27 protein-coding genes are annotated in these 23,448 nt (G+C 44.2%); 11 read left to right on the top strand and 16 right to left on the bottom strand.

The features are described from left to right. Nucleotides 1-140 precede the first annotated feature (140 nt). From RG959_RS16810 to RG959_RS16780, 8 genes are all read right to left on the bottom strand, one after another. Nucleotides 141-1,106, bottom strand: a complete 966-nt coding sequence (locus tag RG959_RS16810) for a LolA family protein (RefSeq protein WP_342798104.1) — start codon at nucleotides 1,104-1,106, stop codon at nucleotides 141-143. A gap of 46 nt (nucleotides 1,107-1,152) precedes the next feature. Then, on the bottom strand, nucleotides 1,153-1,503 hold the full coding sequence (gene acpS, locus RG959_RS16805) for a holo-ACP synthase (RefSeq protein WP_342798103.1): 351 nt from the start codon (nucleotides 1,501-1,503) through the stop codon (nucleotides 1,153-1,155). 61 nt (nucleotides 1,504-1,564) lie between these two features. Next, nucleotides 1,565-3,034, bottom strand: a complete 1,470-nt coding sequence (gene cshA / locus RG959_RS16800) for a degradosome RNA helicase CshA (protein ID WP_483298900.1) — start codon at nucleotides 3,032-3,034, stop codon at nucleotides 1,565-1,567. A gap of 136 nt (nucleotides 3,035-3,170) precedes the next feature. Continuing rightward, entirely contained in the window at nucleotides 3,171-3,857 is a 687-nt protein-coding gene (locus RG959_RS16795) for an alpha/beta hydrolase (protein WP_342798102.1), read from the bottom strand. A gap of 18 nt (nucleotides 3,858-3,875) precedes the next feature. Further along, nucleotides 3,876-5,252, bottom strand: coding sequence for a UDP-N-acetylmuramoyl-tripeptide--D-alanyl-D-alanine ligase (locus RG959_RS16790; protein ID WP_342798101.1), 1,377 nt, complete (start codon nucleotides 5,250-5,252; stop codon nucleotides 3,876-3,878). A 12-nt stretch (nucleotides 5,253-5,264) separates the two neighbouring features. After that, nucleotides 5,265-6,320, bottom strand: coding sequence for a D-alanine--D-alanine ligase (locus RG959_RS16785; protein WP_342798100.1), 1,056 nt, complete (start codon nucleotides 6,318-6,320; stop codon nucleotides 5,265-5,267). A 138-nt stretch (nucleotides 6,321-6,458) separates the two neighbouring features. Further along, the gene (locus tag RG959_RS25620; protein WP_396120412.1) at nucleotides 6,459-6,581 is read right to left on the bottom strand and encodes a YSIRK-type signal peptide-containing protein; all 123 of its coding nucleotides are present in this window, start codon (nucleotides 6,579-6,581) and stop codon (nucleotides 6,459-6,461) included. Then, nucleotides 6,529-7,299, bottom strand: coding sequence for a hypothetical protein (locus RG959_RS16780; RefSeq protein ID WP_242235269.1), 771 nt, complete (start codon nucleotides 7,297-7,299; stop codon nucleotides 6,529-6,531). The genes RG959_RS25620 and RG959_RS16780 overlap by 53 nt, the downstream gene beginning before the upstream one ends. Nucleotides 7,300-7,491: 192 nt before the next feature. On the opposite strand from RG959_RS16780, the gene mgtE reads away from it, so the two are divergent. The 6 genes from mgtE to RG959_RS16750 all read left to right on the top strand — a co-directional run bounded on the left by mgtE (nucleotide 7,492) and on the right by RG959_RS16750 (nucleotide 13,204). Continuing rightward, entirely contained in the window at nucleotides 7,492-8,850 is a 1,359-nt protein-coding gene (gene mgtE, locus RG959_RS16775) for a magnesium transporter (protein ID WP_342798099.1), read from the top strand. A 192-nt stretch (nucleotides 8,851-9,042) separates the two neighbouring features. Beyond that, complete coding sequence (locus tag RG959_RS16770; RefSeq protein WP_342798098.1) at nucleotides 9,043-9,948, top strand: hemolysin family protein; 906 nt, start codon at nucleotides 9,043-9,045, stop codon at nucleotides 9,946-9,948. A gap of 92 nt (nucleotides 9,949-10,040) precedes the next feature. Continuing rightward, nucleotides 10,041-10,745: a polysaccharide deacetylase family protein gene (locus RG959_RS16765; protein WP_309091262.1), complete on the top strand. Its 705-nt coding sequence runs from the start codon at nucleotides 10,041-10,043 to the stop codon at nucleotides 10,743-10,745. 33 nt (nucleotides 10,746-10,778) lie between these two features. Continuing rightward, nucleotides 10,779-11,363, top strand: coding sequence for a DedA family protein (locus tag RG959_RS16760; protein WP_309091264.1), 585 nt, complete (start codon nucleotides 10,779-10,781; stop codon nucleotides 11,361-11,363). A 15-nt stretch (nucleotides 11,364-11,378) separates the two neighbouring features. Continuing rightward, nucleotides 11,379-12,497, top strand: coding sequence for an MGDG synthase family glycosyltransferase (locus RG959_RS16755; RefSeq protein ID WP_342798097.1), 1,119 nt, complete (start codon nucleotides 11,379-11,381; stop codon nucleotides 12,495-12,497). Between the two features lie 92 nt (nucleotides 12,498-12,589). After that, nucleotides 12,590-13,204, top strand: a complete 615-nt coding sequence (locus RG959_RS16750) for a DedA family protein (RefSeq protein ID WP_342798096.1) — start codon at nucleotides 12,590-12,592, stop codon at nucleotides 13,202-13,204. A 57-nt stretch (nucleotides 13,205-13,261) separates the two neighbouring features. Here RG959_RS16750 and RG959_RS16745 read toward each other — a convergent pair whose 3' ends face one another. Continuing rightward, a complete protein-coding gene (locus RG959_RS16745) occupies nucleotides 13,262-14,146 on the bottom strand; it encodes a diacylglycerol/lipid kinase family protein (RefSeq protein ID WP_342798095.1) in 885 nt (294 codons plus the stop codon). Nucleotides 14,147-14,164: 18 nt separating this feature from the next. Beyond that, nucleotides 14,165-14,323 carry an Lmo0850 family protein gene (locus RG959_RS16740; protein WP_242235285.1) on the bottom strand — a complete coding sequence of 53 codons (159 nt, stop codon included), beginning with the start codon at nucleotides 14,321-14,323 and terminating at the stop codon, nucleotides 14,165-14,167. A 160-nt stretch (nucleotides 14,324-14,483) separates the two neighbouring features. Between RG959_RS16740 and cls the strand changes: the two genes are divergently transcribed. Then, nucleotides 14,484-15,956, top strand: coding sequence for a cardiolipin synthase (gene cls / locus RG959_RS16735; protein ID WP_483298901.1), 1,473 nt, complete (start codon nucleotides 14,484-14,486; stop codon nucleotides 15,954-15,956). Between the two features lie 292 nt (nucleotides 15,957-16,248). After that, nucleotides 16,249-16,431, top strand: coding sequence for an SE1832 family protein (locus RG959_RS16730; RefSeq protein WP_251273285.1), 183 nt, complete (start codon nucleotides 16,249-16,251; stop codon nucleotides 16,429-16,431). 85 nt (nucleotides 16,432-16,516) lie between these two features. Here the strand turns inward: RG959_RS16730 and RG959_RS16725 are convergent, their stop codons facing one another. From RG959_RS16725 to RG959_RS16700, 6 genes are all read right to left on the bottom strand, one after another. Further along, nucleotides 16,517-18,058: a polyamine aminopropyltransferase gene (locus tag RG959_RS16725; RefSeq protein WP_342798094.1), complete on the bottom strand. Its 1,542-nt coding sequence runs from the start codon at nucleotides 18,056-18,058 to the stop codon at nucleotides 16,517-16,519. Nucleotides 18,059-18,070: 12 nt separating this feature from the next. Next, nucleotides 18,071-18,466, bottom strand: a complete 396-nt coding sequence (locus RG959_RS16720; RefSeq protein WP_242235291.1) for a DUF350 domain-containing protein — start codon at nucleotides 18,464-18,466, stop codon at nucleotides 18,071-18,073. Nucleotides 18,467-18,491: 25 nt separating this feature from the next. After that, on the bottom strand, nucleotides 18,492-19,052 hold the full coding sequence (locus tag RG959_RS16715) for a DUF4247 domain-containing protein (RefSeq protein ID WP_342798093.1): 561 nt from the start codon (nucleotides 19,050-19,052) through the stop codon (nucleotides 18,492-18,494). Nucleotides 19,053-19,109: 57 nt separating this feature from the next. Then, complete coding sequence (locus RG959_RS16710; RefSeq protein WP_342798091.1) at nucleotides 19,110-19,781, bottom strand: PspA/IM30 family protein; 672 nt, start codon at nucleotides 19,779-19,781, stop codon at nucleotides 19,110-19,112. 20 nt (nucleotides 19,782-19,801) lie between these two features. Then, the gene (locus RG959_RS16705; protein ID WP_342798090.1) at nucleotides 19,802-20,311 is read right to left on the bottom strand and encodes a DUF4178 domain-containing protein; all 510 of its coding nucleotides are present in this window, start codon (nucleotides 20,309-20,311) and stop codon (nucleotides 19,802-19,804) included. A gap of 124 nt (nucleotides 20,312-20,435) precedes the next feature. Then, nucleotides 20,436-21,566 (bottom strand): diacylglycerol/lipid kinase family protein, encoded by a 1,131-nt coding sequence (locus RG959_RS16700; RefSeq protein ID WP_342798089.1) that lies wholly within the window; start codon nucleotides 21,564-21,566, stop codon nucleotides 20,436-20,438. Between the two features lie 137 nt (nucleotides 21,567-21,703). Between RG959_RS16700 and RG959_RS16695 the strand changes: the two genes are divergently transcribed. The 3 genes from RG959_RS16695 (at nucleotide 21,704) to RG959_RS16685 (ending at nucleotide 23,435) form a co-directional block, all read left to right on the top strand. Beyond that, complete coding sequence (locus tag RG959_RS16695) at nucleotides 21,704-22,117, top strand: MerR family transcriptional regulator (protein WP_251273279.1); 414 nt, start codon at nucleotides 21,704-21,706, stop codon at nucleotides 22,115-22,117. A 36-nt stretch (nucleotides 22,118-22,153) separates the two neighbouring features. After that, nucleotides 22,154-22,939 (top strand): HAD family hydrolase, encoded by a 786-nt coding sequence (locus RG959_RS16690; RefSeq protein ID WP_342798088.1) that lies wholly within the window; start codon nucleotides 22,154-22,156, stop codon nucleotides 22,937-22,939. 70 nt (nucleotides 22,940-23,009) lie between these two features. Beyond that, complete coding sequence (locus RG959_RS16685; protein WP_342798087.1) at nucleotides 23,010-23,435, top strand: hypothetical protein; 426 nt, start codon at nucleotides 23,010-23,012, stop codon at nucleotides 23,433-23,435. Nucleotides 23,436-23,448: the final 13 nt, after the last annotated feature.

The raw sequence follows: 23,448 nt of genomic DNA, 5'->3' as shown, positions 1-23,448 counted from the left end.
GTCAACATCGAATCGCTGGCGCTCTTCGTGTTTCCTTTATCTTCGTCAGGGTGCTCCAGACCATATAGCGCTAAACGGGATTCTTACGCATTTCCTATTTTAAACAAAAAAAAAGCGGCGGTAAACTGCACCGCTGCCTCTTATTTAACTGATTCCGGTGAGATTGAAGCGGCAATGCGCGCCATCTCGCCCTGGGACAGTTTATCTGACGCCAGCATAAATTCCACACCATTATATACCCAATGAAGTGACCCGTCTTCTGCCTCCCCGGCCGCAAAGCCCATATCGGACAAGTCGCCGGACGCACGGGCGATTCCTTCTTCACTAGGAACGGCAGGCTGCTCAATCAATGTGAATGGCTTGCTGCCTTCATAAGTTAAGATCACACGGTTATCAATCCGGGTTTCATCTGCCAGCTCTGCTCCTCCGGTCTCTGTTGGATAATGAATCATGAATTCCGAAGGCGATGCGCCAGCTGTTTCTTTGGCGGCGGCTTTCTTTTCACTAAAATCACCTTTTGCAAATTTCGGCTTTAAGTCCATCTTTTTAAATACAACCGAAATAACAACCTTCCCCTTCGTATCCATTACTTTCACAAGCGCTGGGGTGAAATTTTTCTTGTGAAATGAAATCTCTTGCTTTGGAAGCATTTGACTGTTTGTGTAGCGCGTTTTTGTTTGGAACACATAGTAATCCTCTGTTTCTTTAAAAACAGCTTCTCCATCAGCTTGGATATCGGCAGCCAGCGATTCAAACAGGTAGGACTGGCTGCTGTTTTCCGGCCAATTATTTTCATAGCGGAAGCTTTTGCCGAGTGATGGAGTCATCACATAAATCCCTGTTTTGTTTTTAACAATCGTCTGGCTGTGCTTATTGGTTACCGATGAAAGATGGACGCGGTAATTCGTATGACGCTGATTCCAAATGTCTACGTTATACGTTTGCTTTTCTTCACCTGCCTGCACTTCTAAAATAGCTTTCGCTTTATAACCGGCGGCATTTCTCGCTTTGTCGGAAATTTCCTTTACAACGTCTTCTTGTGACGGCGATCCTCCGCACGCAGATAAAAGAAGCACCATCAACAGCAATCCGATCCACTTTTTCATCCCCGCACCCCTTCCTCACTAGCACTATATGAGGAGGCCTGTACAATTATGATTCAATGATTACAACTGCTGCGGCATAATGCTGGCTATGGGTAATCGTGACATGAACGCCTTCACTGTACGGCAGGATGAGAATCGGCTTGCCTTTCTCATCTGCACCTACTTCAATATCCTGAAACGACAGCTCCCCGCCAATGCCTGTCCCGGCCGCTTTTGAGAATGCTTCTTTAACCGCAAAGCGCCCGGCTGCATATTCAAAGCGGCGCGTGTCCTTTTTTTGGAGATAGGAATTAAGCTCCGCCGGTGTCAGCACCCTCTCTAAAAATTTCGGCTGTCGATCAATCAGCCGTTTGATCCGGTCGATTTCTACAATATCCATGCCAATTCCTTTAATCATGACAGTCATCCTTTCTTTAAAAAAAGCCATTCCGGGAACCCGGAACGGCTTTTGTTCATGATTAGTTAGATGAATATTTACGACGTCCGCCGCCACCTGAACCGCCTTTGCGGTCGCGGTTTCCATAAGAGCGTCCGCCGCCCTGACGTCCGCCGCCGCTTGGCTTGCGAGAACCGCCAGAACTTTTGCTGCGGAACTTATCACGTCTTTGCGGAAGTGCTGCTTCATTTGTAATATGAACCGGTGTACGATCCGGCTCTTTTGTAATCAGCTTCAATGCCGCTGCCACAAGTTCTTCCGGATTGTATTGGTCAAGCAAATCCTTGGCAAATGAACGGTATTCTGCCCATTCTTTTTTCCCAATTGCTTCTTCCAGCTCTGTTACTGCTGCTTGCTGCAAGCCGCTGAGCGCATCATCCCAAGATGGAGCTTCCATCGGATTCATGCGTTTTTTCGTCGTACGTTCCACTTCACGAAGATAGCTCATCTCGCGTGGGTCAACGAGTGTAATCGCCATACCTTCTTTACCGGCACGTCCTGTACGGCCGATACGGTGAACATAGCTTTCAGGGTCCTGCGGGATATCATAGTTATATACATGAGTAACACCGGAAATATCAAGACCACGCGCTGCAACGTCTGTTGCTACCAAAACATCGATTTTCCCTGCTTTAAAACGGTTTAATACTGTTAAACGCTTTGCTTGTGTCAAGTCACCATGAATCCCTTCCGCCTGATAGCCCCGCAGGCTAAGTGCATTTGCCAACTCATCAACACGGCGCTTTGTACGGCCAAAGATGATTGCAAGCTCAGGTGAATGAGAATCCATTAAACGGGCAAGAACGTCAAATTTTTCACGTTGCGGTACTTTCACGTAATACTGATCAATGTTAGAAACCGTCATTTCTTTCGCTTTCACTTTGATCATTTCTGGATCTTTCATGAAACGTTCTGCAATAGCGCGGATCGGTCCTGGCATTGTTGCCGAGAACAAAAGTGTCTGGCGCTCTGGTGGAACATTTGAAAGAATCGATTCAATATCCTGGATAAAGCCCATGTTCAGCATTTCATCCGCTTCATCAAGAACGAGTGTTTGGATATTTTCAAGCTTCAATGTGCGGCGGTTAATATGGTCTAGAATACGTCCCGGTGTTCCAACGATAATATGCGGGCGTTGTTTCAGCGCGCGAATTTGGCGTTGAATGTCCTGTCCGCCATAAACAGCCAGCACGCGAATACGTTTGCCGCTGCCGATTCGATAAAGCTCTTCCGAAACCTGAATCGCAAGCTCGCGTGTCGGTGCAATGATCAATCCTTGAATAGCATCATTTTTCGTGTCGATTTTTTCGACCATTGGAATCCCAAACGCTGTTGTTTTCCCTGTTCCCGTTTGTGCCTGTCCGATGATATCTTTTCCTGTTAGTCCTAAAGGAATCGTTTCAGACTGAATTGGCGTCGCCTCTTCAAACCCCATTTTGTCGATTGCTTTCAGCGTTTCTTCGCTTAAATTTAAATCTTTAAATTTTGTCAATAGTTTCTTCTCCTTCTATGTTAAACTGCCATCCGCACAAAAAAATACCCTTCTACATTTATGCGAAGAGCAACATGTCTTTTCCATCTTATCATTTCACGTCCGAATTTTCAATGCGCATTTGTATAACTTTACGTTATCCGGAAAGAAAAGTAAAGACTTTCTTGAAAAGCTCTTCTGTATTTCCTGTATGGCAAATTAAATGCTTCGCGCCAGATGAGTAGTACAAATGCCGTTCAGCCGAGGAAAGGCGGCGGTAAATATACGCAGCACTTTTAACAGGCACAATTCCATCTGCTGTTCCCTGCGCGATAAATACCGGAATATTAATTTTCCTTAAGGATGGCCTCGCAAGCCCGACTACCTTTTGAAACTGACGTGCTGCACTTGGCGGAGTCATTAACAGCTTCTCCCGGTATCTTAAAAACAATTCATTTTCATGGAGTTTTTTCTCTCGTAAATCCTGGAACATCACCCGAATATCCTGCTTAGCCTGGGCCGGGTTCAAATATTTAGCCGCTGCACTCAGCATCACCAGCTTCCGCACTGGATAACGGGCCGCTAAGTAAGCAGCGATCAGACCTCCCATCGAAAAACCGATCAGGTAAACCGTCTCGCATTCCTCCAGAAGCTCAAGCAGTGCTGCTTCTGCACAGTCAAGCCACTCATTACAGGAAACTTTTTTCAAGGACAGTGTTTCGCCGTGCCCCGGCAAAACAGGCACGGCAATTTTCCAATCCGTATGGGTACGCAAATAATCAGCAAGCGGCTGTACTTCATATGGGGAACCAGTGAAGCCATGAATGCATAAGCATCCGTTCATGATGATCCACCGCCTTTTTTAATGTGAAAGACTTTCCACAACCTCTTCAAGCTTCATGCCTCTTGACGCTTTTACAAGAATCAGCTCACCGCCTTGGAGCATCTCTTGAAGGGACTGCACCAATTCATCTTTGTCCTGGAAAGAAAAAACACGCTCAGAGCCAAACGAACCTTTTGCACCTGAGGCAATAAACTGCCCCAGTGTTCCGTATGTGAATACGTAATCAATTTTGTCCGCATCAATTGCCTGCCCTGTCTGATAGTGAAACAGCTCTTCATCCAAACCGAGCTCCAGCATATCGCCAAGCACCACAATTTTTTTAGATATTGACGGTAAATCCGCCACAAGAGAAACGGCCGCTTTCACAGATGTAGGACTCGCATTGTAAGCATCATTAATGATTTTTACGCCATTTTTGCCTTCTACCCACTCCATGCGCATTTTAGTCAGCTCGACTTTTTTCAAGCCTTCAACAGCCGCTTCAAATGGTACATCAAACAAAGATGCTGCCGAAACAGCCGCAAGCGCATTGGTTACGTTGTGCTGGCCAAGAACAGGAAGCTCAAACGAAAGAGCAGGTGCTTGATTCATGGTAAAGCGGCTGCCCCTTTCTGTTTGCTCAATAGAAATTGGATGCATATCATTGCTTTTATCCATTCCAAATGTTTTCGTCTGGAAATCTGCTTCTTCTGTTACGCGTTCTGAAAGGAGCGGCTCATCTCCTAAATAAACAAGCGTACCGTATTCAGACATTCCTGCCGTTATTTCCAGCTTCGCATCTGCAATCGCTTCACGCGAGCCCAAGTCCTGCAAATGCGCTTCACCGATATTGGTAATAATCGCAGCATCAGGAGAAGCGAGCTTGGAGAGAAGTTCAATTTCTCCTCTGCCGCTCATCCCCATTTCTAAAATCGCAATTTCAGTGCTCTCTTGGAGAGAAAGCATCGTAAGCGGCAGGCCGATGTGATTATTGTAGTTGCCTTCTGTTTTTTGTACGCGGTACTTTTCTCCAAAAACGGAAGCTGTCATATCCTTGACTGTCGTTTTACCGTTGCTCCCAGTGACTCCAATCACTTTCACTTCCAGGGAATCACGATAAGATTTTGACAGCTGCTGCAGAGCAAGCAGCGTATCTTCTACTACTAATACAGGCAAATCCTCCGGCATTCCAGGCACGTCTTTTTGCCAAAGTGCTGCCCCTGCCCCGCTTTCGATCGCCTGGCGTACGTACTGATGCCCATCTGTATTTTCTCCGGAGAACGGGATAAACAGGCGGCCGCCGTCCACTTTGCGGGAGTCGATCGAAACACCTTTAATTTTCTGGTTGTACCATTTTGTTACATCATTTTCGACATTGATCATGTCTGTTATTTGCTCGACTGTTTTTTCAATCATGAGCGCCCACCTTTAAACCGTGTATTTAATCGATTGTTTTTCTTTATGTCGTTCAATACCAAGATCAATCATTTTCTCAATCAGCTGCGGATAGTCCACGCCTGCTTCCTTCCAAAGAAGCGGGAACATGCTGAATGGTGTAAAGCCCGGCATTGTATTCACTTCATTAATAAGGAAATCACCCGTTTTGGTTAAGAAGAAATCCGCCCGCACAAGGCCTGAACAGTCAAGTGACTGGTATGCCCGGATGGCCAGTTCCTTCATTTCTTTTTGCTGTGCCTCGGTAAGGTCCGCCGGAATAATCAACCCGGTATCACCGTCTTCATACTTTGCTTTATAATCATAGAAATCCTTCTTCGGTACAATCTCTCCGATTACCGAGCATTCCGGCTCGTCATTGCCAAGGATGCCGACTTCGATTTCGCGTGCCGTTACTCCTTCTTCAATGATCACTTTCCGGTCAAATTGAAAAGCTTCTTCCATCGCCGCCATTAGCTCATCCTGGCTTTGACATTTGCTGATGCCGACGCTTGAACCGAGGTTAGCCGGCTTAACAAAGCACGGCCAGCCAAGCTTTTCTTCAATGCGGCGGCATGCCTCTTCCTTGTTTTGTTCCCATTTTACTTTCGTTATATGTGTATAATCTACCTGCTTTAAGCCGGCTTGAGCAAATACATTTTTCATCATAATTTTGTCCATGCCCGCCGATGAAGCAAGCACACCGTTTCCTACATAAGGAACATTTAATACTTCCAGAAGGCCCTGCACCGTTCCGTCTTCCCCATTTGGCCCATGCAAAAGCGGGAAGACAACATCATATTTATTTTGTGCAAGCATGGATAAAACATGCTCCGTTCCGCCGTTACCAGTCAGTTTCAGTTCTTCTACTGTTTCAGCCGGCCCTTGAAGCTTCTCTCCTTCTGTCCAGGTACCATCTATTGAAATGTAAATTGGATATACATCGAAATTATTTAAATTGATCGCTGCTGTAACAGCTTTTGCTGTTTGCAATGACACGTTATGTTCTGCTGATTTTCCCCCGTAAAGCAATCCAAGTTTTGTTTTCATAGTCATCCTCCAAAAAAGTCGGTCTCTCTTATTCTACCATGCTTTCATTTAATAAGCAGAATCTTTCCATCCGACTTCATACTCAATTTATGTATATGCATAACGCTTAAAAGAAATAACTCTCTTTTGCCTGTTGCTTTAGGCACTTGCATCTGTAACGAGCTTTTGCATAATAATGAAGCGGATTCTCAAAAAGAGAATCCGCTTTTCAAGAGAAAATACTCCATTCGTGTGTTTTCTTATCGAATATAAGCCGGGCATTCGGTGGTGTTCGGAAGCTCGTCACGTAATCATCAAAGACATCGTCCATGCTTGTGTGGTCTCCAACAATCCACATCGGTACCTCCACTTTAAAACGGCTTTGCTCCGCTTTAGAAAGAGAAATAACAATCCCTTCCTTCATTCCGCTGCTGAGTCTCGCAATCATATCAGGCGGTATCGGCGGAAAAGCAGATCCCTTTTTTAATGCAAAAAATGACCGCTCACTTCGAAAAAGTCCGAGCTTTAAGGCAATGAGCTTGCCGAGCATTCCGTAAAAGTCCTGCATATTTCGATAATAGGTTTTATTAAACCATTCATCATCGTGTGATAAGTATGCATAGCGATTATTCAGCTTGCTGTAAAAGGGGCGGCGCAGATGTTCTTTACTGTGCGCCAAATAAAGAAGTTCGGCAATTTCGGGCCCTTCCATTTCGTTTAATCCATCCGAATCTTCAAAGTCGACCCAGCAGAAATCGCCGTACTCACCGACATCTTCTTTTAACAGCCGCGGAAGTTCTTCTGCTTCGATATAATCAAAACGGGTATGCATATTAAAGTCGCTGCCTTCAAACTTATGTTTTAACAAAAGCAGATGAGGCGGCGTTGCCGGAAGAGACCTCAAAAATTCCTGGAATTCAATTCCATATGAAATCACATACTGATTAATAGGATGTAAATGTATATAAATGAGCTCTTTCACGTTTCCGGGATTTTTCAATCGCCTTACCTCCACATCATGACAAAGTGCATAGCTGAAATCAGCTTTTTTTGCTATACTGTTATCTTATCAAAATTCGCCTCGCTGCGTATGTAAATTTTAAGGAACTTTACAAAACAGTACTACTTTTTAAATAGTTTCACTTTATACTGAAGAAGCAGCTCAAATTTCACGTTAAAGGAGGGGATGCCTGTGATTTCGAACTTAACCGAGGATCAGCTGACCCTGCTTGTTATCAAGCATTTAAGAGAAGGTAAGAAAACAGATTTGCAGCAGCTGATCGATGAACTCCACCCTTATGATATGGCGGCTATTTATCGGAACCTTCCGAACAAGCACCAGACACGTTTTTTGCTTCATTTAACGATTCCAATCTTAACCGACATGATTCAGGAGCTTGAGCACGATGAGCAGATGGCCGTCCTGAAAAAAGTCGGAAAAGAACGCTCTCGTAAAGTACTCGATGATATGGACAATGATGACTTGGCGTCTCTCCTTGACGATATGTCTCCAGAAAACATGGAGCAGTTTTTATCTGGCATGAAAGAAGAAGAGTCAACCATCATTCACAATATGATGAGCTATCCACCGGAAACAGCCGGACGGCTTATGACAAACCGATTTGTCTGGATTAAACATTCTTATACCGTACGGGAAGCGGTGGAAAAATTAAAAACGTTCGCTGAGTTTGCTGAGACGATCAATTACCTCTATGTGATTGACGACGAAAAAAAACTCGTTGGCGTTGTTTCTTACCGGGATATGCTTCTTGCAGATACACATGAGAAAATTGCCGATATCATGTATGGGCGGGTGATTTCCGTTGATGTATATACCGACCAGGAGGAAATTGCCCGCTTGATTGAACGGTATGACTTTCTCGCAATCCCGGTTGTAGACGAAGCCGGCATTTTAATTGGAATTGTTACATTTGATGATATTATTGATGTCGTCATTCAAGAAGCAAATGAAGACATCGAAAAGCTTTCTGCTTCCGGGAAGTCGATTGATTTTGATACAAAAGCAGGCATCGCGGCTTTCAGGCGTCTGCCGTGGCTTGTACTGCTCCTATTTATCGGACTTGTGTCCGGCAGCATTATTTCCGGCTTTGAAAATACAATCAACCAAGTAGTAGCACTCACCTATTTTATGCCCATGATCTCAGGCATGACCGGAAATACCGGCACGCAGTCGTTGGCCGTTGTCGTGCGCGGACTTGCTTCACGAGACATCGATATGCGGACTGTTCTTGCCTTGGTCGGCCGCGAATTTGGCGTTGGCTTGATTATCGGCGCGGTGTGCGGTATTTTGATTTTTTTTATTGCGTTTTTCTGGCAGGGCAGCGCCGTTCTTGGATTCGTGGTAGCATCGTCTCTTTTGCTGACATTGATCATTGGAACCCTGTCAGGCACGGTTATTCCGCTCGTACTGTATAAATTAAACATTGATCCGGCTGTTGCATCCGGTCCGCTTATCACAACCATTAATGATATTTTTTCACTTATTACGTATTTTACGATTGCATCCTGGTTTTTAACACATCTTTTGTAAAAATGCCGCTGTTTGACCGAATTATCTGTTCTTATTATAATAATATTAATAAAAAGGCTGATAGGAAGAGGGTGATCAAATGGGACATTGACAGCAGCTCGCTTTTTCTACACTGCCGGTTTTTCGAATTTGATCATCATATTAAATAGGAGGTGACTTCTTCTTTCGCCGCTTGCGGGAGAAGAAATCTGATTGGACATATGGATTGGGCTGATTGCTGTTATCCTTTTGGCGTTGTCATTTACAGCCATTCGTTACGTAAAACGGAAAGAAACAAATGAAACAGGAGAACCCCCCTCGAGAAAGCATTCTTCCGCTCTTCTCGCTGAATTAACGGGGACCGATCCTGAAAATCACCTGTCGCAGTTGAATGACCGGGCAGCAACAGAAGTGATGGTGCCTCGAACAGAGATGGTGTATTTTGATAAGGAAGATGCAGTTCGGGATTGTGTAAAGATTTTCCGTGAAACAAAGCATACCCGCTATCCGGTAGCGGACGGTGATAAGGACCGTATCATTGGCTTTGTCAACTTTAAAGAAGTCATTGCTGAGTATGTGTCAGACCCGGTTGTCGGTTCAAAAAGCATTAAACATTTTGTCCGGCCCATTACACGGGTGATTGACTCCACTCCCGTTCATGAACTGCTTACGAAAATGCAGGCAGAGCGGACACAAATGGTGATACTGTTGAACGAATACGGCGGCACATCAGGTATTGTAACAGCGGAAGATATCGTTGAGGTTATTGTCGGCGAACTCTATGACGAATTTGATGTGGCTGAACCACCCGTTATTCAGCAAATTGGAGACTTACACTTTATCGCGAGCAGCAAAATGCACGTTTCCGAAACGGCTCAATTGCTCGGCATTTATATGAATGACGAGGATGTTGACACGCTTGGCGGCTGGATGTTAACAGAGAGGTATGATATTCAGCCCGGTGAATCAATCGAGCACAGTGGATTTTTATTTACTGTTTTACAAATGGAAGATCAGCAGATCCGTCACGTTGAAATTCAGCGTGTACCGGACCGGGAAGCCGTACAAACCGGGGATGAGCCTTCATCCATTGCGGTTATAGAACCATATAACGCTTAATGCAAAAACCCGCCCTCCCGGCGGGTTTTTGTGTTTTCCTAAAAGGGCTATTATAATGAGAAAGAAATGATATTCGGAAATGGAGTTTTCGCATGAAAAAGCTTTTAGCTGCAGGTCTTCTGCTTGCCGCTTCGTGGACAGTGCTCCCGACGGTATACGGTCGGTCATATGCCAAAAGGGTGAAGAAACAAGGACCTGACCGTCGAGAAATCGCCCTGACTTTTGATGACGGTCCAAACCCTGTTTATACACCCCTTCTATTAGACCTGCTCAAACAATATAATGTAAAAGCTACATTTTTTGTTATCGGGGAAAAAGCGAAACTTTATCCCGATTTGATTCGTAGAATGGAAAAAGAAGGCCACGAGGTCGGGATCCATAATAACCGCCATATATCCAGCTGGCTGCTTTCACCAGCCGCGCTGGAACGGGAACTTGTACAAGCCGCCAGCCATATTACAGCGATTACAGGGAATCGCGCTGAGCTGTATCGGCCGCCCTGGGGGCATTTTAACCCGTTCACGCTGCAAAAAGCACAGCCTTTTCAGACGGTTATGTGGACAGCTATTCCGGGAGACTGGAAGAAAAAAATGACTCCTGAGAAGCTGGCCCAAAAATTGCGCCTTGCCCGTTCCAATGGCGCCGTTATTACCCTGCATGACAGTGGACATACCTTTGGTGCCTATGAAAAAGCTCCTGCAGTTATGCTGGAAGCCCTGCGCCTTTTTTTAATGGATCAAGAATCGGCTGCTTTTTCATTTGTAACAGTTAGCACTTTGTACCGCTCCAAGTCGTAAAGTAAGCTGCTTCGTGTTAAAGTGAGGGATTAAATGGAATCATTAGTCATTGCCTATTTGGCGAAATATGGATACGCTATTTTATTTTTAGCTGGTATTTTTGGCATTGTCGGCATCCCGGTGCCGGAAGAAAGTTTATACGTCTATGTAGGAATGCTTGCTAAGAACGGTTCGCTTTCTTTTTCTAAAGCTTTTGCGTCCCTTCTCGCGGGCACATTGGTCGGAATGGCTGTCAGCTATTCGCTGGGGCGGATTGTCGGCCAGCCGCTTTTGGACCGTTACGGGAAATACCTGGGTGTTACGAAAAAAAGGCTTGGAAAAACCATTATGCATTGGGATTTATCGCGCTCGCTTTTAGCTGGCTTTTTCATCCCGGGTGTTCGGCAGTTTAATCCATATTTCGCCGGAATCGCTAAGTTTTCCATTTCTGGTTTTCTTGCGCTCTCTGTTTTAGGCGGTTCTGTATGGGTACTTATGTATATGTCAGCTGGTTTCTTAATCAGCTCTTATATTCAAATTAAACCAGAATATCTGGCCATTGCCGGTGCTGTCTTTTTTGTTTTGTTTGTTATTCACTTTATTATAAAATGGAAAAAATCGTCACATTCCCGCCGTTAAAGGAGTCAAGTTAAGATGAAAATTATTGTGCTTCCTTTATTTCGTCTGTCATCGGGCCATCATAAAGCAGCGGAAGCGGTTATTGAACATATTAGTATGGTTTGTCCGGATGCGAACATTCAAACTGTAGATATTCTCAGTTATTGCCACGAATCACTGGAATCTGTTGTCTCTAAAATGTACATGCAGTGGATCAGCAAAAAACCCGAATCCTACAGCAAGTTTTACAAATCTTTTATTTACACACCTGATGGCAGAAGAAGCAATCAAATGCCCCTCCATGTGTGGGATAAATATTTCGAGTTCCGTCTTGCCCGGCTCATAGAAAAAGAGCGTCCCGACTATATTATCTGTACACACAGCTACCCATCAAAGCTGCTTAACCACTTGAAACGCCAACAGAAAATTACGGTTCCGGTGATCAACGTATATACAGACTTCTTTGTCAGCGATGTATGGGGAAAACGCGGCATTGATTACCATTTTGTGCCTCATCTTGAAGCAAAAAAATGGCTTATCCGGCTCGGCGTTTCTGCAAGCCGCATTTACGTAACGGGTATTCCGATTCATCCTTCTTTTGCAACGGGACACGCCCGAACTAAACACCGGTCTATTCTTGTTGCAGGCGGTAACAGCGGTTTAGGACAGCTTGAAAAATTGCTGCAGCATTTAAACGAAAGAACGCTTTCTTACACGTATAAAGTGCTGTGCGGCCATAACGAAAAGCTGCGCACACAAATTGAGCAGCTGAAAAATCCACGTATTAAAGCTCTGCCTTATATGAGCAGCCGTGAAGAAATGAATCGGTTTTATGAAGAAGCATCTGCCATTATTACAAAACCGGGCGGAATTACTGTCAGTGAAGTGCTTGAAAAAGAGCTGCCTGTTTTTATTTCAGGCGCCTTGCCCGGCCAGGAAGAGTTTAATGCCGACTATTTAAAAAGGCGCGAACTTATTTATGAACTGACGGATGATCTTCCCATTGAACAGCAGATTACTGCCATTATCGACAGCGATATTGAACGAGGCAAATGGAAAAAAAGGCTTCATCAATACAGTCTTGAAAAAGAGCAGAATTTAACGACGACATTGCTGTCTATTTTCGGGAAAAATTCTTCTTCTGTCCCGCTGTAAAAGCAGGCGTCCTGTTTTTATTGGTGAATGCATAAAGGTGCATGCTATAATGTCAACCGAGACGAAAAAATTTCTTCATGGAAAGGGTTATTATGGAAAACTGGATTATTTCAATGATGGAGCAGTATGGACTCTGGGGCATTTTTTTCTTGATTGCACTTGAAAATATATTCCCTCCGATTCCGTCTGAAGTTATTCTTACCTTTGGCGGTGTAATGACCGGCCAGACAGATTTGACTGTTACGGGAGTTATACTCGTTTCAACAGCCGGATCGGTTGTAGGGGCTATTATTCTATACGGTGTCGGGTTGATATTAGATGTACAAACAATGGAGAAAATCGTGGCCCGTTACGGCAAATTTCTTCGTGTAAAAAACGAGGATATTCACCGGGCGGATGCCTGGTTTGATAAATATGGAGTTTGGACGGTTTTTCTCTGCCGCATGGTTCCTCTTATCCGAAGCTTAATTTCTATCCCTGCCGGCATGTCTAATATGAATTTTCTTTTATTTGTTTTGTTTACGACTGCTGGAACGTTAATATGGAATACTGTTCTTGTAAACTTGGGTGCCGCTTTCTCCGATTCATGGCATACGATCGTTGACTATATGGATGTGTACTCAAATATCGTTTATGCGATTTTAGCCATTATTTTTATCGCGGCAGTTATTTGGTTTATACGCAAATTCCGCAGCCGCTCTGCTTAAAACAGAATGTTCGGCTCTTTTTCAATAAGCGTCCTGCCTTTCTTCGGCGGGGCGCTTTTATGCGGAACAAAGACAATCAATATGCCCTTTTTTAACGCTACAGACAGCCGGCGTCACAGCATACACTTCTCCATCCATGTCGATAAGCATCGGATGATCGGTTTGAATTGTGAATGATTGAACATGGTAGTGTTCAAGATTCGCGGCATGTTCTCCTGTTGCTTTAATTTTCTTTGTTTGAATCACTTCTTTTATAAGCGGAAAGCCCGAATCTTTTACGATGATAAGTTCTAAGTAACCGTCTTCATGATTCGCTTGAAAAGGAAGGTCAACTGTCCCGATATAATTTCCATTCAACGCAACAACCATTGCCGCTTCCCCTGCAAGTTTCCTTCCGTCCGCTTCGATCATATAATGAAAAAAAGATGGATGACGGACCGTTTCAAGGGCACTTAAATAGTAACTCATTTTGCCGATCATGGATTTTTTGTTTTCATCGATATTTTCGGAAGTATCGGTAATCATGCCGATCCCCCAAAAGTTTGCAAAAAAACGATCGTTCATGGCACCGACGTCCACTTTACGGACAACACCTGTTTTTAAGAGTCGGCAGGCCGCGTCCAAGTCTTCCGGAACTCCAATTGCACGGCTGAAATCATTACAGGTTCCACCTGGCAGTACAGCGACAATAGGCCTTTTTTCCAATCTGGCGATTCCATTGATACATTCATGAACCGTTCCGTCACCACCATAAATGATGACAATATCATAATCCTGAACGGTCTCATAGCACAGTTTTTCTCCTTCTCCGGGTTCGGTAATCACTTTCCGCTCAACGTGCCCGACCGCTTCCTTCAAAACCGATATTACTTGTTCAATAACCGGTTCTCTTTGACTTCCGGCATGCTCGTTGTGTATAAAAAGCCCTTTTGTAAAACGCACCGTTGCCACGCTCCCTTCTTATCCAGAGTGGCAGGAGGTAACCGCCTTCAACTGGCTCTGTGCTTCCCTGCATTGCAAAGCGTTCCATAGCGCTGTTCTCGATTTGGTTACGGTTGCTTTTACACCCAGCCTGGTAAGATTGTCGACAATTTTTCTCGTCCGATCCGCACTCTTCATGGTCATCCATCCTTTTTACGTTTAATGGTTTATACGTTCTTTATACAAAAGCGTTTCATTTTTTTATAATCCTTCTTTATGTTCCCCTTTTTTCCTTTTTCAATCCGGATATTTATGACTTTTTCGTGTATAGTGAAAGTGACTATTTAAATTGAACGGAATGGTGATGAACGTGATCATTGAATTGTATTTTTTCCCGTGGGCTGCTTACGTGCTTTTCACATTGAACATAGTGCTCGCTTCAGCCATTATTTTTATGGAGCGGCGCGATGCAGGCGCAACATGGGCGTGGCTGATGGTCTTGTTTTTCCTTCCGCTCCTTGGTTTTGTTCTTTATCTTATATTCGGACAGAATTTAAGCAGAAAGCGGTTATTTGATTGGGAAGACAAGAAAAAAATAGGACTTGAAGAACAAATCAGCCATCAAAAAAGGGCTATAAAACGCGGCATTTATCCGTTTGCCAACCCTCATACAAAAGAAAATACGAAACTTATTTCTATGCTGCTAAGCTATAATGACGCAGTTTTATCGGAAGATAATCAAGTTTATATCTATACAGATGGGGCTGAAAAATTTGATTCTCTGATGAACGATATGCGCAGAGCCAAAAACCATATTCATGTTCAGTACTATATTTTCCGAAATGACCGGCTTGGTAAAGAGATTATTACTCTTTTAACAGAAAAAGCACTGGCAGGTGTGGAGGTACGCGTGTTGTATGATGATATGGGTTCAAGAACGCTTCGGCGTAAACATTTTCGGAAGCTTGTTGAAGCCGGCGGTGTGGTAGAGACCTTTTTTCCTTCCCGCATTCCCTTAATTAATCTACGGCTGAATTACCGAAATCACAGAAAAATTGTTGTCATTGATGGACAGATCGGCTATGTAGGCGGCTTTAACGTTGGTGATGAATACTTAGGAAAGGACCCGGCCTTCGGTTATTGGAGAGATACTCACCTGCGTGTTGAAGGCAGCGCCGTTCATGCACTGCAGACTCGGTTTATTCTAGATTGGAACCAAGCATCTAAACGGCATGATTTTATGTACGATGAACGACTGTTCCCCGTACCGGCTATAACCGGTGATACCGCCATGCAAATTGTGACTAGCGGGCCGGATTCAGAATGGGATCAAATTAAAAGCGGCTACCTTCAGCTAATTTCAACAGCAAAAAATTCTATTTATATCCAGACTCCTTATTTTATTCCAGATGCGAGCATTTTAGACGCACTTCGTATCGCCGCTTTGTCTGGAATCGATGTAAAAATTATGGTGCCCAATAAACCGGACCACCCTTTTGTCTACTGGGCTACCTACTCCTATGCCGGAGAACTATTAAAAGCAGGAGCAAAAATTTATATTTACGACGACGGCTTTATTCATGCTAAAACTATTGTCGTAGACGAAAAGCTGAGCTCGGTCGGTACAGCAAATATTGACGTCCGCAGCTTCCGTTTAAATTTTGAAGTGAACGCCTTTATGTATGATTATGAAACTGGCCGCCAGCTGGCAAAAATTTTCCGTCATGACATGACGGTCTGTTTTGAATTAACACCTGAACTGTATTATCAGCGCTCTCCTGTTATTAAATTCAAGGAATCTATTTCTCGGCTCCTATCGCCGATCCTTTAAAGAAGCGAAACTCGCTTCTTTTTCTTTTTGTTGAAATTTCGTAAATAAGTTTTGGACATTTTGTGAACATATGATATATTATATTTACAAATTAATTACGAGGTGATCGATATGGATCAAGTACTTATGCGGCAGTTAAATAAACACGGGCTCGTTTTCGCGGTGGTCCATACGGCTTTTTTCTTAAACCTCGCTGTTGAATTTATGGTTTCCCGCTAAATATTAAAAGCTGCCTGCTCTATGCAGGCAGCTTTTTCATTTGGTAAACTAAAAGAAAAAAGGCGGTTTATTCATGAACAAGTCACAAATTGAATACAAGATTCAAGAATTAAAAATGGACTATATGCGTGTACAAGGCGACATTGAAAAATTAGAATCTACCGGACACGGCGTATCAAAAGCAGAAGAAAGACTCGTTGAAATGGAAAAAGAGTTAAAAGAATTAAACGAACTGCTTTTAAAAGCGGAAAAGTAAAACGGTCTTCCCTTTGTATACAGTTAAGGGACGTATCACAACATAACAAAAGCCGGCTCCTAAATAGGAACCGGCTTTTTCTTTATTAATAGTAGCGCCATGATTTTTCATAAACTTCAATTAAATTTGGACGAATAAGGGTGTTCGGCTCAATTTGGGCTCCGTCTTCCATTTCTGCATCTTCGTCCTTCCCGAATTTCATTAAAGCCGGCAGCAGGTCAGCTGTTAAATAGCGCGTATCTTTTATTAAGGACAGCCCTTCTACATCCATGCCCTCTCTTGATGCCAGCACATATCCCCACCCGCCAAAGCTTGGAATGTCCGCGTGCAGGTTTTCTGTTTTCAATCCGGCTGCCTGGATGGTCCGGTCAATGGTCCAATAAACTTGTGGTGCAAACACGGGACTTGTTGCCTGGACAATCATTGCACCGTCTGCCTGCAGGTGATTGCGGGCGAGAGAGTAAAACTCCTGGGTATATAATTTGTTCAGTGATTCGTTGTTTGGATCCGGCAAATCGATAATGATGACATCATAAAAACCGTTTGCTTTTTCTAAAAACTGAAAAGCATCCTGATTGACGATATCTACACGCGGATCATCAAGTGATCTCTTATTTAAATCAGTTAACAAGTGATTCGTACGTGCGGTTTCTGTCATGGCAGGATCAAGGTCCACAAGTGTAACACGGCCAAGATCCTGATATTTCAGCAGCTCTCTTACTGCCAGTCCATCACCTCCGCCAAGCACTAAAACACGCTCGTGGCGGGCAGCTGCCGCCATTGTTGGATGGACAAGAATTTCATGATACCGGTGCTCATCGGACGAACTGAATTGAAGCTGTCCATCCAAGTATAAACGGGTATCTCCCTGTTCCCTCGTTAAAACAATTTTTTGGTAAGCCGTTTGTTCCGAAAACACGACTGGATCTTTGTATAATTTCTGCTCAAAGTGAAATGCCGCTTCCTCACCAAAAAGAGCCCCGGCTGTTAAAATTCCTAAAAATGCAATGCCGCACGCCGCATGAAGCTTAAATCGCTTTAATTCAGAACGAAATTGAAAAACAATCCACAGTGCGACAGCGATGTTGATTAAAGCGACAAGAAAAGACGTTTTCACAAGTCCAAAGTATGGCCGAAGCAGAAATAAAAACAATAGACCGCCAATTAAACCGCCGGCGTAATCGGAAAACAGCACTTTAGCTGCACTTTTTTGAAGCGACACACCCATTTCATTTGCTTTCCGGATTAAAATGGGCAGCTCCACGCCCGTTAACGTTCCAACAAGCAGCGTTACACTGTATAAAAATAAAGCGTCTGTTCCTTCCGGCAAATAAGCCGTTACGCCAAATAGAAGAAGAGCTGAAAATCCGCCAACGATACCAATGCCGTATTCAATCCAAATAAACGAAGCAATTAAGCGGCGGGTTACTTTCTCGCTTATGTATGCGCCGATACCCATTCCGGTTAAAAAAAGGGAGATGGTGAGTGTATACTGCTTCACTCCATCTCCTAAAATGTACGAACCGAGTGCGCCGAACAGTACTTCAAAGATAATACCGCATATCGAGACAATGCCCGATGCATAATAAATCGACCGGCTTTGCCGGATGGAATGCTGTTCAGTCATCAAAACACCGCCTTATGAAATCGAAGCGCCAATAACAAACGCCAGCCCGACTGAAACAGAAAAGGAAACAATTCCTACCGCAAGATTGCCTGATTTCAGCTGTTCTTCTACAGAAAAGCTTCTTGTCATCAGCTCAAATAAGATATACGCTGCAAGCTGTAGTACCATACCGAATAAACCCCATATAATCGTTTCTGTAATTGTATCGTTGTGAAAAATAGAAAAAGTAATAATAATACAGATGCCGATAATTTTCCCGCCGATTGACAGGGCAACGGCTGTATTGTTTCCTCTTATTTCATCCCAGTCTTTATACTTTCTTGTAATTTGTTCAAAAACAATTAGTCCAACCACAACCACTGCAATGGCTACGATAAAATACAAAAATGTCAGTAAAAATGGATTCACAGCTTCATTCCCTCATTTCGCTTCATTATTTTCCTTCTCCCGGTCCGCCGCCGCGGAATGTCGAGCCACGGCCATAAGAGCCGTTAGAAAACGCCCCGCCTCCGTAATAACCACCGCCTGAATAGCAACCGTCACCGTTATACCGGCACCGGTTCGCTTGTGTCCGCTCCCAATTTGAACCAAAACGCCCATTCAGCAATGAACCGAGCAGCATACCTGAGAAAAAGCCGGGATTGTAATGCGTACGGACAAATTCATCTTCTGCTACTTCCACAAGCGTGGAGCCTGGATTTTCCGGATCTTCCGTTAAAATAATAAATTCATTGTCGTAGACAAGCACTTGGCGGCCGTCCACTTCCTGGCCGATTTTTTCCGGCTGCTCTACATCAATCAGCTCAGCGGCCGTTTCCTGCAGGCTTTGATTCGTGCGGTAAAGCATCGCCTGGTCGTTTGTATTTGTATTGTTTTGCACAGCATCAACAAATGTATAATTTTCATCAACATAGTCATCTGCTTCCTGCAGGCCGCAGGCAGCAAAAAGAAAAACCGATGCAGTGGTGACAATCATCCATTTTTTTATTTTCATATGAAAACACTCCAAATGAACAGAGACGGCCCGCCGCAACAGGCGGACCGCGGTTCCTTATTCTTTTCCGAGCTTTTGCTTAAGTGCGGCGAGTTCGTCATCTACTGCGCTGTTTTTCTTTAAAGCAGCAAGTTCATCATCAAGGCTTCGCGAACCTGCACGCAAATCCTCTGACGTTTCAGCTTCTGCTTCATACTGCATCACTTTTTCTTCCATACGCTCAAAGCCGCGTCTTGATTCATCCCCGCTGATAGAAGACATGGCGCGGTTCATCTTTGTGCGCGTTTTGGCCGATTCAGCGCGCGCTTTTAATGAATCTTTTCTCAGCTGCATTTCTTGATATTCACGCTTCATTTCTGCCAGCTTCTCACGAAGAACAGCCACATCCTCTGCCGCCTGCTTATGTGCTTCTTTCATGGACTCCGCTTGCTTCGCATGATTGTTTTTATCCTCAAGCGCCCGGCGTGCCAGATCCTCATTTCCTGCTTCAAGGGCGTCAATTGCCTGCTGCTGGCGCTTTTCCACCATGCTGTTTGCGTCGTCATATTTCTTTTTCAGCATTTTTTCGTTGGCAAGCTGCTTGGCAACGGCTGTCTCCGCGTCACGAATATCTGCTGACATTTCCCGCATAAACTGATCGAGCATTTTCACGGGGTCTTCCGCTTTATCAAGTGCCGCATTCAGTTCGGAACCTACGTATGTTTGTACACGCTTAAAAAATTGAAACATATTCTCTCCTCCAATGTTGGTTAGCTTCCCGCTAAAATAGTGATTTCATATTCTTCAATTTCGTATCCATAGCTGACTTCGACATCGCCGCCCCATACTTCCACAGACAAAAAGTGTTCTTCCGAATCATCTGTATAATCATAGTAATCAACGTTTCTGCCGTGGACGTTTTCACTTCGGCCTTCTGCTTTTACATAAGCACGTCCGCTTTCTTCAAGGTAGTATGTGCGCCCATCATGCGTTACTTTTTTCGCTCCCGGCTCTAATCCGGGGATCCGTACCTTTTCATACATGCCAACTTCCAGCTCATCATCGAGCTCTACGCTCAGCCAAAGGGTTTTACCGGATGCAGCAAGCTGATAAGCATCCCACGTATAACCGCTGTCATTGTAATGGATTTTTCCCGTTACTTGATAATCGGCTAAGTCATACGTGACAAAATCGCCAACCCGTAAATTCAACAGAGTCCGCTCTTTTGTTTCCGGTACGGTTTCTGCAGTGCTTCCAAAAAGCTTCTTCCAAAACCCCATCTCTACTCACCTCACTTTTATGTACGGACTGATGGCAGAATCGTTTCACTTTTTTAACTATAACGAAGAAAAAGTCATTTTTAGCCATAAACGGGAACAGGTGTTTTTTGTTAAAAGACATCGCTTATGGAATGAACACCTTAATATGGCCCTGCAGTACTTCGAGGCTCAGCGGAACAGCATCCCCCATATCGCCGTCTACATTTGCTTTTAATTCCGTTGTAGAGCGGACATTCAATTTTTGGGAGCGGAAATATAAAACATCCGGGTCTTCTCCCAGGTCTCCTTTTAATAAATTCGCACCGATACGTATCAATTTTGGCAGTGCTACATCTTTAACGATAAAGCAATGAAAAAAACCGTCTGCTGATTTTGCCTCAGGCGCAAGCTTTTCAAATCCGCCCACTGAATTTGTAAGAGCGGCCAGAAAAATAAGGGCTTCTTCTTCAAATGTTCGGTCCTTCGTTTCAATTGTCAGGGGAAATGGTGTTTTATCCCGCAGGGTTTTAAAGCCTTCTACGAAATAAGCGAGCGCGCCCAGCGTCGTTTTTTGAGTCGACGTTACTTCACCGGTTGCTTCTGCAATCCCGCCAATGGCTAAAATATTTAAAAAATAACGGCCATTTACTTTGCCAATATCAGCAGGCTTTGTTCTGCCTCCTAATACCCGAATAGCCTCCTCCGGCTCGAGCGGAATATGCAGCGCACGCGCAAAATCATTTACGGTACCGAGCGGAACAACCCCCATAACAGGGCTGTGCGGCTGTTCAGCCAGACCGTTTACAGTTTCGTTCATCGTTCCATCTCCGCCCATTGCAATCACTGCATCCAAATGCCGTTCGCAGGCTTCTTTTGCAAAAAGCATGGCGTCTCCTTCCCCTCTGGTTAAACGGGTTTCCACCTCATATCCTGACACCTGGAGCTGTTTATAAATAGAGTCAATGTATTCCTCCGCCTGTTCTTTTCCAGAAGAAGGATTCGCAATAATCATGGCTCTTTTCATGCTTTCTTTGCCTCCTTGTTTACTTGATCGGCGATTCCGGTAAAACTGCCCGGTTCCAAGTTCATCGTTCAACAGCAGCTCCATCCTCTCTAAATCCTGCTTACGAACCGGCGGATCCTGCTCCGACCAGTTCACAATATAAATAAAATAATATTTGTTTATAAGCCGAAAAATCACATTCGATTGCGGAAACCGATCAAATATGGCTTTCACGTTATACCGCTTTGTATACGTCCAGCTGATTAATTTCATAATAAGTCACCTACCGCTTGTATACCCGGATTTTGACGAAAAGAACATAGCTGGCTGCCCTTTTTCGTCAAAACTAGTGAAAGGAAATCAGCGTCCGGTGAAGAATGAGTTTAAAAAGAACAAAGGAGGGATTTTCTGTGCATACTACAAAAGAAGCGGCCGCTGCTTTAAACATCAGTCCAACAACCTTAAGCAAATATGTAATCGCTCTTGAGGGAGCTGGCTTCCGGTTCGAGTCTGGAAAACGGAATGTCCGGATGTTTGATGAAAAAGAAATGGCTACGCTGCGCCAGATGATCGAAACCGCCGCCTCCGAAGACCTTCCTCCCGGCCAGGCAGCCAATATGATCGGACAAACCGCCTATCTGTCTTTGATTGAAGACCGCCTGTCTGCCATCGAACAACGTCAGGAGCATTTAATTCATTTATACGATAACCTTTCTTCCCAGCTCGCACGCCTGCCTGCCCACCACATTCCTGATTATTCACCGCCTTCTTTTTTTCTTTTGCCGCGTCGAAAAGCAGGATTTTTGAATTTTTTGTCGAAATAGGTAAAGAACTATGCTAAAAAGAAGGAGAACGTTACGTTGAAAAAAGCTGTTTTTTTTGATCTTGATGATACACTGCTGGATGATAGAAAAAGCATCCAAACCGCATTTGATGTAACTTGCGGCGAGCTGTCGGAAAAATATGGAAAGGATGCAGCCGAGATAGAAAAACACGTCCGCACGGCTGCTCATGCGCAATATCAAACATATGACTTTTACCCGGTCACTCTTTCCATTGGAATCAATCCGTTCGAAGGTCTTTGGGGTAATTTCGGTGACGTGCACCATAACGGCTTCCGGTCTATGGGAGATCAAATTGCCGATTATCAATTAAAAGCCTGGGAAAATGGCTTGAAACAAGCCGGGATTCCTGCGTCCGAAGCAGAATGGGCACGCGAGCGTTTCCGTAACGTCCGCCGCAAATCTGCTTTTGTGTACGAAGAAACCTTTGATGTTTTAAACACGTTGCGCGATAAAGGCATCCGCCTTCTGCTTTTAACCAATGGAGCTCCTTCGCTTCAATTGGAAAAGCTGACGATGACGCCCGAACTTGTCCCGTATTTTGAACACGTGCTTATCTCCGGACATTTTGGTTTTGGAAAACCGGAAAAAGCAATTTTTGATCATGCCCTCCGCTTAATGGACCTGGAGCCGGGTGATGTGTTAATGGTAGGCGATAATCAAGGTACGGACATTTTAGGTGCGACTCGCACCGGCATCGAATCAGCCTGGATTAACCATGGCGGAGAAGGAAAAATCGTTGAAGGAGCAAATCCTGTACACACACTCAGCCGATTAAAAGATATTCTTTCACTGATCGAATAGGTTTATCCTGACGAAAAACGGGTAAATAATGTTGAAAAGAAACAGTTACCTGTTAAGAGGAGAGACTTAAATGGAAAAGCATCTTGAACCATCCAAGCTGGATATTAAAATTTTTGATAAAAAAAACAGCCGCCCGTTCGTGGAGGCTTCATTAGACAATAAAGAAGTGTATGAGCTTCGGGACGATACGATGCGCACACCGCTTGAAAAAGCAGATGTATTTGAACAGCTTCTTCAAACGGAAAACGCATGTGAATTATGGATTGTTCCCGTAATAGAGTCCACTTCCTCTTTTACTCAGTCCCTGTCGGAAGAAAAAGCATCTGCCCTGTTTGGCATGCTGTCGTCTTTTCGCAAAAACGTACAGCGCGACCGGACGTTTCTTGTGCTCGGGCCGGATTGCTCTGCCAGCATGAAAGAGAAAGTTAAAGAGCTCGGCTATACCATTCTTCCGTGTGAAGAAGCTGACCTGCAAAATGTGACTGTAGAATATTAAAAAATACCCCGCC

Origin of the sequence: Domibacillus sp. 8LH (assembly GCF_038806185.1) — a bacterium.
GTDB lineage: Bacteria > Bacillota > Bacilli > Bacillales > Domibacillaceae > Domibacillus > Domibacillus indicus_A.
The sequence above is the reverse complement of the archived record's forward strand: the minus strand, read 5'-3'. Positions and strand labels throughout refer to the sequence as shown.